The sequence below is a fragment of the Paenibacillus sp. GP183 genome, from assembly GCF_900104695.1.
Classification (GTDB): Bacteria; Bacillota; Bacilli; order Paenibacillales; family NBRC-103111; genus Paenibacillus_AI.
In genome coordinates this window covers 237,235-252,761 of sequence record NZ_FNSW01000002.1, presented here as the reverse complement: position 1 = coordinate 252,761, position 15,527 = coordinate 237,235, and the positions used below count along the sequence as shown (strand labels likewise).

The window sequence follows — 15,527 nt, the reverse complement described above, 5'->3', positions numbered from 1 at the left end:
TCATCACTCCTGATCTGCAGCATAGATAAGTTTGTAACCCTCTTGTACGGCTGTCTTCAATACGGCATATTGCTCTGGCTTCAAATATATTTTTGCATCACTTGGCTTTCCCGTTCCTTCTGAGCGATCGTCTACCCCTTTAACGTTGGTTACAGCTTTATTAGAGGAATCCATAACGTACCGCAGCCGCACCTTCTCAAAAACGGGTTTCGAGAGTGGCCGAGCCTTTGTATCGGGTACCTCAATGGCATTAACATTAGACTGCCCATTTAGCTGTGTAGTGCCGCCGTTTGACCCGCTTCCCCCAATTGTCGACGTTGTCGATGTTGCTCCGGTACCTGAAGTCTTATACGCCAAATTTTGTTTCAGTTTATCCGTAGGAAATAACCAAACTTCACCAATATCCCCATTTCTTCCGGTCCAATCGAGTACTTCCCACCAAGAAGATGGAATCGGATATTCTTTTTCTCCTTCTTTTGGTGTTAACATGGCGTCACCAATGTAATTAATCGAAAGATAATCGCCCTGGTGAAGCGTCTGCGTCATCACCTTATTCATAACCTCATGTTTACGAGATATTGTAATCATGGTTGGATTAACGGAAGCCTGTAATATCTCCTTCGGCGCGAACAAAGCATCGAATTTTTCCGGTGTGATTTCCGTGAATTTATCTATCTTAGCTGCACCTTTAGGCTCATATACAATGGTCTTTGGCAGCAAGTCCTGTCCTTTCACATAAAGGATTCCAAACATCCCTATGCCGGCAAAGAACATAATAAATGCGAAGATAAACAGCACTGTGACTCTTACACGCATAATCGTCTTCCTCCTGAATTCCCAAAATCGTCTCACTTTAGACGGTCATCAGCGCTCGACCCGTCTAAAGTGAGACGAAAGGAATTAGTCTTCAAAAAAATCAAACACAAACTGCTTTAAAGTGACCCTACCTGCCTCTTCACCCTTCTCAGCAATGAAGAAAGCCTGCTTCGCATCATGCATATGTTCATCGATCAAGAACAGATGAATCATTTCTTCCGGTAAGCGGTTGAGCGATCCGACAATCTCTCTGACTGCTTGTTCAGTCCCGCAGCTCCACAGCATTATAGGCGGGATATCCGAAGGAAAGGGGCTCGGAAGATGTCCCACCCGAGCAATCCAGTCCGCATATTGATTTAATTTGTATTTCATGAACCGCAGGGGCTTTTTTGTCTGCTGCAGGCGTTCAACGTACATCACTACCGAACCCATCGGCGTATTCATCTTCACCAGAGCAAGGGGGTTCTCTTCATTTGGTGCCAAGTGAGGATAAAGTATAAAATCCTCCTCCTTGATAATCCCCTTTTGCAGCAGCTGAATCCGCAGCTCATTGACGGCACAAATGGTAAGGTAATGCGGAATGTTTTGTGCTAAGCTGATGGGATTGGGAAGGTCCTTCATGCCCATGACAAACCCTAAGTAATTTCTCGCCGCAATCCCTATGCTCCACACATATTCACGTCCATTATAATCACTTTCCATATACCACCCGTCGAACCAACCGATTTGCTGCAAAAACCGCAATCGTGAAGCCAGCTTATGAGCTTTTTCAAATTTATCTTGGTAGAGAACTCGAATTTGCTTTTCAGTCAGTACCTTCATTTTGGCGAGTGTAACGGCCACTTCTACATCGCTTTCCGTAATCTGTCCGGTTTCGACGCGGAAAATCGTAACCTCCAAATTGGTTTCCGGACGACTCCGCCACGGGAGCATTTTGATGCGCAGTGTAGGATCATCGAATATCGGGACACTGCCATCTAATGACTTCCATACGCGAATAGGTTCAACATCAGGAGGTGTAAGAGTTGAGCGCATACGTTCTACGCAAGGATGCTTGTAGCGTAGGATCGAGTTTAAAGATTCTTGCCTTTCCGCGTCGGCTTTCTTTATCCATGGAAACAATCTCAACGTGCACCTTTAGACCAGCTGGCAAACTTCCACCATATTGGCGTTTCAGATTTTGCTGCAGATTCCCCATGATAATCAGGCCCTTTGGTAATTCCAAGAAGTAACTGTTATGTCCTTGACCGAAACCGATAATCCGTGCAACCGTCGTGTCACCACGTGAGTAATAATCCTCAATACGATCCCACATTTTAACCATTTCTTCATTGAGGATCGCCTTACGGGAGAGACGTACACGAAATCCGAATTCAGATGTCTTTTTGGATGACTCCTGCACTTCCTTATCGGTTTCTTCTTCGCTTTTGGGGTTCATTTCTTCAATCGTTAATACCTTTAAATCAAGCTCCGTACCGATTTTCAAAAAATCCCGCAGATTGGTCGTCCTTACACTATCCCACTCTGTTGGCGGAATTAGACAAGGCACGCCTTTAACGTCTACAAATACAAGATTGTTCTCAGTGACACCTGTAACAAATCCGGTCACAATGTCATCCACATTCACAGTTCGTATAAAGTTCTTACTGACGATCGGTATCGCCTCTTTGCGACTGACGATCACATTTCCGTCTGAGGTAATATTCTTAACGATGAAAGGAACTTGCGTTTGCAAAAATCCGCTATACGACGATAAATCCCGGTTCACGAATTCATTTTTTCGGCAATACACAATCACATCGTTAAAGTTAATCAGAATAATTTCCTCTGTGGTGTCTTTGCCTAACTTAACTGGACGAATATTCTCAACCGTCCCAAATTGTACAAACTTCCTTCTCATGGACTCCTGTAGCATTTCTAAAACAGCTGCGTGACTACTGCTGCTCATGTGAAACCTCCTTAAATGTTCGAGTCGTTGAAGGCATAAAAAAAGGAAGACACACGTAACCAATAGGTCGCGTGCGTCTTCCGCTTCATCGCTCAATAGCAAGATATGATATTAAAAACACTATACCTAAATCAAGAGAAGCTGACAAGATTAATTTATACAAAAATTTACACTATGAGACATATAGTTATTTGTCCTCTCTATTTGAGGCATCAAATACCTGTTTATAAAACTTATTTTTGCTAACATCAATAAATGTCTCTTTCAATTGTTCCATGCGGCGCTTGTTTTTTGTTAACTGAGCATTTGCACCAACTGTTTCCGGAGATGCTCCTACATGGCCTTGTTTATGCTCCATCTCTTGATCCTGCTTTTTCTGGCTATCGGGTACCTGATAAACAGTTTCCTGAGCTAGTGGCTTTTTCCCAAACAAATGAGAATAATTGACCACCTCTGAAGCGGGTTTTAGCGGCTTTTTCTGCTCACTTCCTTGTTTTTCCGTATTAGGCCTTGAGGTCTGATATTCAGTTGCTCTTGTAGCCACACCTGGTGCTGCTGCCTGTTTACTGTGAACTGTAGATGACGAAGCAGGGATTTGTTGCTTCATCTGACTATACACGATCTGCGAGGCTCTCGGAGCCGGTAACCCCTCTCTCTCCATAGATTGGATGTAATCTGGGTATACAAGTGGCAAGGCCATATCCTCTAGTTTTGCAAACCTTTCTCTATCCTGCTGCTCTGTCTTTTTGATCTCTTCAAATTCCGTAAGCTTGCCCGCGGTATCCACACTAGTTGTTAAAGTATAGATCTCGTTCTCACTCGGATTAATAATATCACCCCAGTTATCAATCCAATTCATATCAAAGGTATAAACTGAATCGTTATCATCCTGCCAATACTTCATGAAAGCTTTTACGGCATCAGGATTAAGAGCCTTTTTCCATTCGTCGGCTTTTCCGAAATCTAAGAAATCTCCTTCCGCTTTAACTGCTTTTGTCGTGCTGCCTTCCACCACAAGTCTGATATAACTAAATTTGAATTTGTTAAACATGATCTCATCTTCAGATACCAATTCCCTTTCCTCTCGAGTGACGGAATTAGCATAACTATAAGACGGATTACTTCCCATCTCCGGTGAAATGCTCTCCCTAATTTCAACTTCTTCTACAATTTGGGTACCGAAAATGGGCATCAGCTTTTTAGCATCGTACTGGCCTACCCCGCCGTACACTATGTAATTCCGAATGGTACCAATCATCGCATCGACAAAGGCTTCATCGAATTTAAATTTAAACTGGGATAGGGACTGGCACGCAACGAGGAAGGCAACTTTATATTTTCGCCCCTGTCCGGCCAATTTAAGGAAAGGCGTATTCATGTAATCATAAAACTCATCGACATAAACGGATACGAGTGGGCGTGTATCCTCATCCCCTTTTCTACGAAACACTGCATTCTGTACACTCATCAGAACCAGTTTCCCAAAAGCATCCGACACGTTGCCAAGCAAACCATTATCTGTATTACAGAGCAATATGCCGCCCTTGGACATCAATTTATCCAGATCAACGGCATTTTGACCCGTAAGAATACGGGCAAGGTACGGATTTGTAATCAAGTCAGCCAAAAGGTTTCGCGTCTGACGGGTAAACTCCGCTTGCTTGTCTTTGATTTTTAACTCACCCCTATGCTCACCGCTTTCGTATCTAAGCAGCATGCCATCCCGGTCTCTTTCTTCCTCCAAGCCGTCATTATCAAACCAACGGATCGTGCGTTTCACCAGCATCCAGTAAATCTGCATGTCCTGGGGCATTCGCACGATATCATCCTGACCGGGTATCTTTTTTCTGACAATCTCCACCATATCTTTTGTGAAGCGGGGATCCTGATACATATGGTCTAAATCAAGAATCGTACAATCATTTTTCATTTCAAATTTGAGCAAATAAATGTACTGCTTCAGTACGGTACGGCAAGCCTGCCTAAAAAATTCATTACTCACTTCACTCATACCGTCGAGTACAGCTGTAATGGTTTCTGCCACTTGTTCGATTGGCCCGATCAAACAGTTAATGCCCGGCGTTGCATGATTCGATGGATCGAGATAAACAACCATTCGCTGCGGAATTCCATGATCTTTTGCTAATTGGTAGCTCTTATCACATAAATCTTTCGCCGGTTCTATAACCACTGTACCAATGAGGTGCTTACCCATTTCCTTCAAAAATGGCTTCGTGCCTAATCCATATTTCTCCACGAGCATAGGGAATGCATTAATCATCTTCTGCATATGCGCAAGGTCTTGCCGTACAGCCTTAGTAATTTTCAGTGACGTTTTACCACTGCCTGGCGGACCTATTAATAGCGTACCCAGCTGCCGAGAGACTCCAAGCAGCACAATCGGAACCCTTAAAAGGGCATCGAACGCAAGGTTAATATCAGGAAACTTCATAGCGTTTTCCTCACCGAAGCGGCCGATCATTTTCCATTGGAACTTATAATCGGCAAACCAGTCCTGAACCACTTTGTCTTCCCGATATACACCATGTAACCAAAATAGGAATAAGACTGACACAAAACCTGGAATCATCATGAGTGCGGTTCCGAGTAACCGAAGAGCACCGGGATCGACATATTGGCGATATGCGCCCTTCACCATATTATCCAGTAACATGACCTTATCGTAGGTGATTGGTTTCAAGTAATTGGCTGCAAAAACATCAAATACGATCATAAATGTGATTACCGCTGCTGCAAAAAATAACATTCGTCTGCCCAGTGTTTTCGTGCTCATGCTCACTCTTGTACTGAACAACCAAGCCCCTATCGAAAGAAAGCCGGTACTCGCTACCATGAAGTAATGGTTTCCGGAGGGAGGACTGTAAAATATCATGAGATGCCATAGAATGGGAATAAGTTTCCCGCTTCTCGGTAAGTCAAACCGTCCCTGCAGCATGGCAATGATCATTCCCATAGCGGAAACGAAAATTAAAAATAAAGTAAGATACATCATCCAGATGATCCCTGTTGGAATAGACTTCTTCCAGTTCCAACTAGCCATCCATTTTTGGAATAAATGACTCATGGCTTCACATCCTTCCAACTCATATTTTTAGAGGTCTTTACCTTTTCCGGCACCTTATAATGACCCCATATCCCTAAATCCATTACTTCCTCCCAATTGACGTAATAAAACGGGAACTCCTCCATATGAATTTCATTATCGATGTCATAGGCGTTTGGGTAGAGCAATACCACTTTCACTTCATTGCCTTCATCGCCTTCATTAATCCATTTTTGCATTTCAATTGCCTTCGCAATCGGATTTACCCATCCAAGTCTTGCAAAAAATATCAAATGCATTTCTTTTGTCTTTCCCCATTGCTCCACTCTTACTGCTGCATCTGGGATAACTGGAAGCGGGCGCCCGATTCTTTTTTCTTTTAGCTGAATGGGTGAATAATAGGACAAGCTGTGATCTGTCGTATATGAGCCGGCGTTTACATAGGAGGCGAACTCCTCACTTGTTGGAAACCCCATCCTCATATTACCTTCATGCTCAATGAAAAATTCACAGGCAATTCGGCAGGTATATTCATCCCCATGCAAGATAGTCGTTTGTTCGGCAATCATGTTCTCGCCCATTACTTTAATCATGCTCATTCGGTTATTTCGGAGACGATTCTTGCTTCGTTTATCTATTAGCGGTTTGAGCTCATCACGCAGCAGTCTATCGAAAACCGAAAAAAAGGCCAGGTTATTTGGTTGATAACTAAGAGAATATTTGAACCTCTCGAATTTGTATTCAAGCTTTCTTGAGTCCTCCGTCTTCATATCGCACTCCAGAGAAAGCATGATCTTATAGTGATCCTTCAGTGTTTTCTTTTGATCTTCGTCTCTGGACAAGATCGGAGTGTGCAAGGGACACATTCCTGTGTTTTGTTTTTGAAACATTTCAGAATAAAAGTTGTTGGGTTCGAAAAGAATCCAATCTGGTTTATAGGCAGAAAATTTTTCAGATATAATCCGTGGATCCTGTAAGGGATAACGTCTCCATTCACAATGTGGAAAGTTAATCCCCTTTATGGCCAGATTATGAATTAACCTGGTTAATAAATCTTGAATCTCAAAATGATGGACAAGTTGTGTGTCAGCTATATTTAAGTTTGCTAAGAAGTAATGCTGCTTAGGTATGTCTCGATTATCATAAAACCATTCAGCATCTAAGTAATAGCAGGCGATGATATATAAGCCTTCTAAATCTAAGCTGTAATGATATTTCTGTTCATCACCTTTGGTTTTCCACTGTGCCTTAGATAATGTACGTTTCACTAATCTTTGTCCCGTGAGTGATGACATCATATTACCGAGAGCCTTCATATTCATGTCTGGAACAGCTACACGTGCAATCTGAAAAATGTCGAGTGATCGAGACATATACAGACAGCGCAATATCATCATTTTATTCGGATTATTAATTGTGATATTTATAAGCCGCAACTCACCAATGCTACTCTTTAATCGGCTGGTTTGACCTTTCTCCCAACGCTTCTTTGAACCAGAAGCGGGTAACTTATTGATCCTATTACTTTCATCAATCAGATCTTCTTCATTAATTTCATCCTCCAAATGTTCATGATAATTATTCATCGCGTTTCCTCCCAGATGGTCGGAGCTTGGAAACGTATTGCTTGGATCATACTCTTCCATACTAAAATCATCTTTCGTAAATATTTTAGAATCGGCCACTAAACATTTTCCTCCTCCATGAACGAAAAAAAGACGCGACCTGCCATTAAGGCATACATCGCGTCTTCCGCTCCACAGTATGAATATGACCAAATTATACACCAACGATTGGGAAAATAGCACACGAATTTTAGGATCCTACCAGATGATATATCGGGAGTGGATAATGCGCATATATTGAACCCACTTTTAGGGGTCATGCACACTAGTTAGTCGGACTTCTTTCGAAGCAAATTCGTGAAAAAAAAGGCGTGGATAGATTGTCTATTTCGGCAAGTAGTAGAAAGTGATCCTTACCTGCATGATTACAGATATTTATCATATTAAGCCGTTACGAATTGTCTATATAAATCATTCGCAAATATGGTTACGGTTCATTATTACGAATCCTGAAATCGTAACATGCATCTAAATATCGAACCATACAGTAATGAGCTCTATCAAATTTATAAAACTCGATGAAAATCAACAAAATTAATTCATTATTTTGAGAGGTCATTCATGCTCAATAGCTCGGCCTTTTTAAACCAATCCCCTGTTCTAAACCCCTCCTCAACTCGCATATTAAATGATTAAAGATTTAAAAGTTTAAAACATTTAGTCAGGTAATTCGAATATGGAGGCGATATTAATGGCAAAGAATAGAGCGGGAGTAGACATGCAGCAGCGTAAGACCAGGAATGATAAGAAAACCAATGTGAATCCAGCTCTAGATCCGGATAGTCACCGTAAATTAAAACGACTATCAATAGCTTGCGACATATCAAAAACCGCATTAGCTGGAGAGATCATCAAAATAGTGGTAAATCATCCGGAATGGATCAGTTACTTTCAAAAAAAGTACCAAGCTTTAGACGAATTTAGGGTGATCCCTTTTCGTAAGGAGGACGGCACTTTAGATTATTGATACTGAACTCTTTTTAACGGTCCCAATTTTTTATGAACCTTGAAACATTTGCCGCACAATCCCCAACGCTCAATAAAGGTTTCTTGATCGCATCGACAAACGCACCCGCAATCCCGACATTTTTTCATAACTAGCAGCCTCCAAAGTCATCTTATTTTTATTAGTATTGACTATTTAATAGAGTGATAAACATTAATTAATAAGGTTCTTTAAGAACCACAATTAAATGCTAAATAATCAGTTTTTAGTCCTTAAAGAACCTTTTTAGTATGGATTTTGCTTCATTTAGAGTAAAATCCATATCAAAATACTGGACAAGCAGCTGAAATTAGATAATAATGGTTCTTATAGAACCATTAAAATCCTATCTTTTTATCCTACTGAAAGGAAGAGGCTATGAATCCATTTGACAACTTTGAATATGAACCTTCCACATTGGAATTACTAGCTACTAATCTCGAAGATGAAGACGTCTTACATATTTTCCAACAAGTTTGGAGGTTCCGGGAAAGAGGAGGATATAAAAAATCATATCTCCCTGATTGGGGGATAAAACGACGCCGGTATGATAATGCATTTTTAATTTTAGAAGCAACTAAATTCATCACTAGGAATGAAAAAGGTTCCAGTACACCTTACTTTCCTACGATACGCGGGACGCAGCTAGCGCTGTATCTAATCAATGATCTCCAATTGGATAAGGATAATTTTGTTAAGTTAACCACTGAAGAATACGAATCATTTATGCATACATACAAATTACGGGATTCCACTGACAAAGGAGACGAACAAAATGCTTAAAACTAATTTTAAAGAAATGGATCTAGGAGCGATACGCTCTACTATTGCACCTTTTGCCTTAAGCACTGAGGTTGAACAGCGACTTAAAGATGTCCTCAACATAAATATTGTAACGCTTGGACAAGGTGGTGGACGCAAAGGTGCTGAATTAGCACGCTTTGGTTGGGATATCTGGATGGTAAATTCAGCAACCGTAGATATGCAAGAACATGATTGGATAGAAAGAAAAATAATATTAACAGACCCAGAACGCGGTAAGCTTGAAGGAACAGCTAAAAACGCGGCGATCGGTCACTCAATTGCTCAAAAAAATATCAATGCATTCAAAAAAATTGCTATTGAAACTCAAGATTCTGATTTACTTATCCTAACTGTAGCCCTAGGCGGTGGTCAAGGAAACGGTGCCATCCCCACAGCTGCCGAATGGATCACAAAAGTGCGTGAGATGGCTGGTAAGATAACCGAGAAGGGTAATTCCTCTGTTATGGTTGTAGCCTCTCTGCCAGCTCGAGATGAATCTAATCCCGACATCTGGCAAAACGCTTTATCGGGATTGAAATACCTGCAAGATCTTATCAGCGAAAAAAAGATTGGTTCTGTGATTCTCATCGATAATGAATTGATAAGAAATTATTACGAAAAGCAAGAACCACTAACTTATCATAACCGTTCTTTCTCCGCTCTCGATTACAGTAACATTATGCTGGCCAGAACCTTCTTTGAAATCATGGTTCTTCCTTTGCTTTCGGGGCAAGTATCCATGGACTCTGCAGAGTTAATAGAAATCCTTACTACCCCAGGTTGGTTAACGATTAACAAGAGAGAATTTACCTATGACAATGAAATCAATTTGGAATATGAAATTGATTCTCTATTCAAGAATAATGAGGTATTCGCCTCTTTGGATGTTGGTAACACCTTAGCTGGTGGGATCGCCCTCATTACGAGCAAACATAAGAGCCTCCCCCCTTCTATTGTTGATCAAGTCAAACCTATTACTAATAAAATTCTAGGGAAGCCTAGCATTCTACACTCAGCAGTTATACAAACAAACTCACTAACTGCAAAATCTTTTTTAATGGGACTAGCCGTAACACCAAAACTTCCTGATTCCATACTTGAAACACTTATGTCCAAATATACAGAAGAAAAAAGACGTAAGGAGGAAAAAGAGCTGGCTACACGACAGGTAAGCGCAGCTCTTGAGGGATTTGACAGTGTCTTTGCTAAAACCACTACAACAGTTGCAGCTAAAAAGAAAGTTACATTAGATGATCTAATGGATCAAGGTAATAATACGACTGAAAAGAAACGTGTAACTCTTGAAGATATTTGAAAATCAGCATAAAAAAAGCGTATCGGTATTTCTTCCGATGCGCTTTTTTATGCTGATTTTTAGAAAGTGGTTCTTAAAGAACCAGTACTGGTTCTTTAAGAACCAATAAATTTATCCCCTCATTATTTCATTTATCTGAGTTTGAACGTCATAAGATGAAGCCTCACGTTCTATTTTCAGTCCACAAAGATGTATAAACGGCCTATAGATGATACTTTTTACCACTTGATGAGTTGTCCTCAACCCCCTTGTCAGCAATGTTATATGTGTTTTTCAAACCAAAAAACTCGATGAAACTCAATAAAGCCTATTTCAAATTAATATTCATCGAATTTCATAATTTTTAATTAATTTTAATAATTTTTTATATTTTTTTATATTTTTAATATAAATCTGCATTTATCAAGCTCAATAAAGACTTTTCATATGTGGATTTTAATATTTTTATTAAATTCGATGAAACTCAATTGAAATCAAATTGATAAAATATGCTTTAAAACGTAGATTTTTGTGGTATTATACTTCTTGAGGTGAAAAAAATGGACGAATTGGAAGATAGAATTATGGGTGTTACGTTGGCAACTGAATTTAGCCAAGATCCCGTATATAAACATATACTCCGTGAAAAACTTGATCAGGATTTATTTGACGAAATAATAGAAGAACTTGCTGAAAGAAGAGAATATACGACTACAGAATTTGAGAATTGGTATTGTTCTTCACCGGATGATCCACAATATTTATCAACCGGTGGGACTATGAGGCACTGGCTAAAGGAATATAATCTATATATAGAAAGTAGGTCTGTAGGGAGACTAGCCGTACTTGATTACAAAGCCGTGTTCCGGCTTAAAATGCTACTTTTACTGAGAAAAAATGGTATGAAGCCCGCTATGATAGCGGAGCTTGCAGGTGTTAGACCCTCAATATCCGTAATAGGCCCTATCAGGCGAGATACAGAAGAGACATTACCATCCGTATTTAACCAAGATGATCTAAAGAATATGGCCATGATAAAGAACTTTATGACGGCACTAGCAAATTCTGGTGCCCTTAAGGTAAACGAAGAGGGGGGGCTAGATTTAAGACTAGAGACTTTAATTGAAAAGAGTTTAGAAGATAGGCAACAATTAAGTTTGCCTGATAAAAAGATGGAAGAGCTGGAAGAAAGATTAACCGAGGCTAACAAAGAACTTGAAGAATTGAAACAGCGGATTGATTCTAAAGTATCTGCCACTGACCTTAAAGCTGAATTGGAAATTTTACAACAATATTCCTTAACTAGTGAGATAGAGTGTAAAGAGAAAATAAAAAGCATCTATGATAATTTTACTAATCCTGCAACAGATATAAATCAAAAAGAAGAATTGATTGAGAAATTAAAAGAACTAGAAATTGAATACCCTAATCAAGCCTTTACGATCCGAATGTATGAAAGTTCGGCTACTTTAAAACTTAGCCAGTATAAACAAGATCAAAAAGAGCTCCGTATCCGTGAGCTTAAAAGTGAATGTCTCGATTTATTTAATCTGGCCATTAGTGATTCATCTTCCAAAAAGGAAAGTGAAGAGGCCAGACTAAAATTGATTAAACTGCATGATGAAAATCCAGACTTATCGTTTGAGATTCGTTCATATATAGCTAACCTGGATTCATCAAAGAAAAGAAAAAAATGGTTGGGGATTTTTTAATGTGGGTAGTTACTATACTTTCTAATTTTTGCACCATAACAAAAAAGAAGGAATCGTCATGAAAAATTTGAAATCTATATTTTTTCCCGCCATTCTAGTGACAGCGGCAAGTATAATCTTAATTTTATATTCGTTCTTTGGAGTGGCCCACCAAGGGCCGAATTCGATGAATATAGGTTCCCCGCCTCAAACTATGGAACTAGGAGGGCAAAAAGGCAGAGAAGGGGTTTTCCGGACAATCGGGACGATCGCGATTTTTTGCGGGGCTGTCAGTTATGCTTGGCTGCAATTGAAGAAGAAGAGGAGATCTTCGTCTTCGGTCATTCAATTCCTCGTAAAATGGTTTGATAAACTTCATCAGTTCGCAGGCTATGCGGCCATTTTTCTGATTACCATACACGGGTTTTATTTCCTGGTTCAAGCGGCGGTGAAAAGAGAAACGTACACCGGAATCGCTGCTTTCGCATTGCTGTTGTCTTTAGGTGGATATGGTTTCTTAATCCGGCGTGTGCCCAATAAATACATGCGGAAAGTGCATTTTTTATTGACCACCGCATTTGCCGTCGTCGCGCTAATTCATGCCGGGGGATCGGCTATTGCCGCCGTACTGAGTATAATCGCGTTTTGGGTCCTGATCCGGCTTATAGACCGGAAGACAAAAAAACAGCAAACCAGGAGTTAAAGTGATCATCACCTACGGGGTGATTTTTTTTTCGCAAATGGTGCTTGCTCAAATTATACAGCGGATCGAGCAGGAGGGACACAGGATAGGAAATCATTCTTGGGACCATGACAATCTAACCAAGCTGCCGAACGATAAAGTGCAAAGTGAAATCAATCAGACCGATGCTTTGATAAAATCGAGAGATGATCGAAAGCGGTTTGGGTACGAATTATTTTGACCTTCCTCCATCTGTTGTGGACAATCAGACTATATTCATCTTTACATTTTACTGGAAGGATGCTCAGAAAGGGGAGATAACCGATATTTTTATCATTCAAATTCGTCAGAAATAAAAGTTCAGTAATGAAGATAGAATAAGCGAGACACAATAAGAACTATTGTCTTAATTTTTCCAACAAAACCGAAAATACGATATGAGGAGGCTTATTTATGTCAGTCAATAAACAAATTATTTTAGCAAGCCGACCGCAGGCGATGCCGACTGAGGCAAACTTTTCAATTGTTGAATCTCCTATACCGCAGCCGATACAAGGAGAACTGTTGTTACACACGCTTTATATTTCAGTAGACCCTTACATGCGCGGTAGAATGAACGATCGCAAATCCTATATTCCTCCTTTTCAAGTTGGAGAGGCTATTACAGGTGGTAATGTTAGTCAAGTTGTCGAGTCAAAGAGCGATGGCTTTAAAAAAGGTGATATTGTCGTGAGTAGTTCAAGCTGGGCGCTATATTCTACTGTGAAGGCAACACAAGCAACGAAGATTAATCCAGATTTAGCACCTATATCAACTGCATTAAGCGTTCTGGGCATGACTGGTTTAACGGCTTACTTTGGTTTGTTGGATATCGGCCAACCCAAAGAAGGTGAAACTGTTGTGGTTTCAGGTGCTGCAGGTGCCGTTGGCATGGTTGTGGGGCAGATTGCCAAATTAAAAGGTGCCCGAGTCATAGGTATTGCCGGCTCTGGAGAAAAAATCGATTATTTAGTGAATGAGCTCGGGTTTGATGCTGCCATTAATTACAAAACAAGCACGGATATAGCTGCAGATCTAAAGAAAGCATGTCCGAACGGTGTCGATATTTATTTTGATAATGTAGGTGGAAGTATTTCGGATGCTGTGCTCAGTAATGTGAATAAACACGCACGGATTCCAGTTTGCGGCCAAATCTCCATGTACAATTCAGAGCAGGTGGAGGTAGGTCCTCGTGTGCAAGGCCTATTGATTACCTACAGCGTGATGATGAAAGGATTTACCATTGGTGATTATGCCTCTCGTTTTCCAGAGGGAATTACACAATTAGCACAATGGCTGATGGAGGGAAAACTCAAATATGCAGAAAATATAATTGACGGATTTGAGAACACCCCTCAAGCGTTTCTTGGTTTATTTGCTGGAGAAAATTTGGGTAAGCAGCTTGTTAAGGTAGCAGATCCATCTTAAAGAACGGAATACCCTATATGAAGGAGGTAATGAAATCCTGCGAGTGAGTGAGCATACGTGAGAAAAATCCTTAAAACCGAGGGACGGATACGATAGCTTTATAAAATACCACAGCAGGCTACCGCAGATTTAATCACGGTAGCCTATTCCGCTGTCGTGTAGAATAATGAAATATTTGCCAGGGAATATTACCACCAAGGTGAAGTTATGCGAATGTTGCAAATAAAAAAAGGAGCTTTTGAAAATGGGGATAATAGGGAATTTGATTAGCATACTCATTACAATTTACTTAATAAAGACAACAAAATCTCCAAGAGCATGGAAATTAGCTTTTATTATGACATTCTTATATCTGATTATTTATTTTAATATTGATAAATACTACATCCCATTAAATTACACACTATTTTCTGTTTTCACTTTAATAATTGGTATCATCTATGTAGCCATCTTTTTTAAATTTGTGTTTATAAAATAAAATTCTAATTACTTACTTTTCGTGGCAATAGATATTATTGAAAAAGAGTATTTAGAATCAGACGCCGAATGTGCTAGGATAGTGGCGTAAATAATTAACTTCAGGGTGAAAACCGCCTTTATTTATACGTATATCCGGTCATTAAACGCTAACGGAGAACGGAAAGTTAAATAAATGACATCTGAACAAAACAGGTTGTTTTGCTACCCTCCGAATGTTAAACCCGGAACTCTACGTTATCCCGGGAATAATACATTTTACTTCCATCGATACAGCGTATTCTCACGCTAACCGGCGTAATCTGCTCGATGATTCCACCTTTATCAAGTGGAATGTCGCCGTAATTATCACCGAGACCCCGATGGAGCCAGACGGTAACTGGTCGCTGGAATAACGCGGCCGCTAGTAATTCCACATCGGTCCTTAACCCCTTAATCATAGCTACCAACCGTTAAGAAGATGTAATATCTCCGGTCGAAAGCTGCGCCGTCTACGGATATATAATTTCGATCGTACCCGGTGATTAGACCGCGTTGGAGTAGTTGAACATGATCTGCAGAGATTACTTTAACGGCGACTCTCAGATTGACACAGATATTGCAGTCCTCGTTATTCCTCAATTGCTTTGGGAGTTTTATCATTTATACGACCTTCACTTCTTAAATAACGTTTT

General features: G+C 40.1%; 14 protein-coding genes. 7 read left to right on the top strand and 7 right to left on the bottom strand.

Annotation, left to right across the window (positions count from 1 at the left end; all coding sequences use genetic code 11):
- Positions 1-3: 3 nt before the first annotated feature.
- From BLV33_RS27905 to BLV33_RS29595, 5 genes are all read right to left on the bottom strand, one after another.
- Positions 4-816 carry a hypothetical protein gene (locus BLV33_RS27905; RefSeq protein ID WP_090799618.1) on the bottom strand — a complete coding sequence of 271 codons (813 nt, stop codon included), beginning with the start codon at positions 814-816 and terminating at the stop codon, positions 4-6.
- A gap of 84 nt (positions 817-900) precedes the next feature.
- Positions 901-1,851 carry a hypothetical protein gene (locus BLV33_RS27900; protein ID WP_090799616.1) on the bottom strand — a complete coding sequence of 317 codons (951 nt, stop codon included), beginning with the start codon at positions 1,849-1,851 and terminating at the stop codon, positions 901-903.
- Positions 1,826-2,764, bottom strand: coding sequence for a S1 RNA-binding domain-containing protein (locus BLV33_RS27895; protein ID WP_090799615.1), 939 nt, complete (start codon positions 2,762-2,764; stop codon positions 1,826-1,828). The genes BLV33_RS27900 and BLV33_RS27895 overlap by 26 nt, the downstream gene beginning before the upstream one ends.
- A 187-nt stretch (positions 2,765-2,951) precedes the next feature.
- Positions 2,952-5,849, bottom strand: coding sequence for a type IV secretory system conjugative DNA transfer family protein (locus BLV33_RS27890; protein ID WP_090799614.1), 2,898 nt, complete (start codon positions 5,847-5,849; stop codon positions 2,952-2,954).
- Complete coding sequence (locus BLV33_RS29595) at positions 5,846-7,513, bottom strand: hypothetical protein (RefSeq protein WP_090799612.1); 1,668 nt, start codon at positions 7,511-7,513, stop codon at positions 5,846-5,848. Before BLV33_RS29595 ends, BLV33_RS27890 begins: the two co-directional genes overlap by 4 nt.
- Positions 7,514-8,144: 631 nt before the next feature.
- Here BLV33_RS29595 and BLV33_RS27880 point away from each other — a divergent pair.
- From BLV33_RS27880 to BLV33_RS27850, 7 genes are all read left to right on the top strand, one after another.
- Positions 8,145-8,420, top strand: a complete 276-nt coding sequence (locus BLV33_RS27880) for a hypothetical protein (RefSeq protein WP_253187293.1) — start codon at positions 8,145-8,147, stop codon at positions 8,418-8,420.
- Between the two features lie 396 nt (positions 8,421-8,816).
- Positions 8,817-9,221 carry a hypothetical protein gene (locus BLV33_RS27875; RefSeq protein WP_090799610.1) on the top strand — a complete coding sequence of 135 codons (405 nt, stop codon included), beginning with the start codon at positions 8,817-8,819 and terminating at the stop codon, positions 9,219-9,221.
- Positions 9,214-10,557, top strand: coding sequence for an FtsZ/tubulin family protein (locus BLV33_RS27870; protein WP_090799609.1), 1,344 nt, complete (start codon positions 9,214-9,216; stop codon positions 10,555-10,557). The genes BLV33_RS27875 and BLV33_RS27870 overlap by 8 nt, the downstream gene beginning before the upstream one ends.
- Positions 10,558-11,096: 539 nt before the next feature.
- On the top strand, positions 11,097-12,248 hold the full coding sequence (locus BLV33_RS27865; RefSeq protein WP_090799607.1) for a hypothetical protein: 1,152 nt from the start codon (positions 11,097-11,099) through the stop codon (positions 12,246-12,248).
- A 58-nt stretch (positions 12,249-12,306) separates the two neighbouring features.
- Positions 12,307-12,930, top strand: coding sequence for a hypothetical protein (locus BLV33_RS27860; protein ID WP_090799606.1), 624 nt, complete (start codon positions 12,307-12,309; stop codon positions 12,928-12,930).
- Between the two features lies 1 nt (position 12,931).
- Complete coding sequence (locus tag BLV33_RS27855) at positions 12,932-13,150, top strand: polysaccharide deacetylase family protein (protein ID WP_216234884.1); 219 nt, start codon at positions 12,932-12,934, stop codon at positions 13,148-13,150.
- 212 nt (positions 13,151-13,362) lie between these two features.
- Positions 13,363-14,376: an NADP-dependent oxidoreductase gene (locus BLV33_RS27850; protein ID WP_090799604.1), complete on the top strand. Its 1,014-nt coding sequence runs from the start codon at positions 13,363-13,365 to the stop codon at positions 14,374-14,376.
- 695 nt (positions 14,377-15,071) lie between these two features.
- On the opposite strand, the gene BLV33_RS27840 is transcribed toward BLV33_RS27850, so the two are convergent.
- Positions 15,072-15,269: a hypothetical protein gene (locus BLV33_RS27840; RefSeq protein ID WP_253187292.1), complete on the bottom strand. Its 198-nt coding sequence runs from the start codon at positions 15,267-15,269 to the stop codon at positions 15,072-15,074.
- Between the two features lie 16 nt (positions 15,270-15,285).
- The gene (locus BLV33_RS29075) at positions 15,286-15,495 is read right to left on the bottom strand and encodes a hypothetical protein (RefSeq protein ID WP_139305860.1); all 210 of its coding nucleotides are present in this window, start codon (positions 15,493-15,495) and stop codon (positions 15,286-15,288) included.
- Positions 15,496-15,527: the final 32 nt, after the last annotated feature.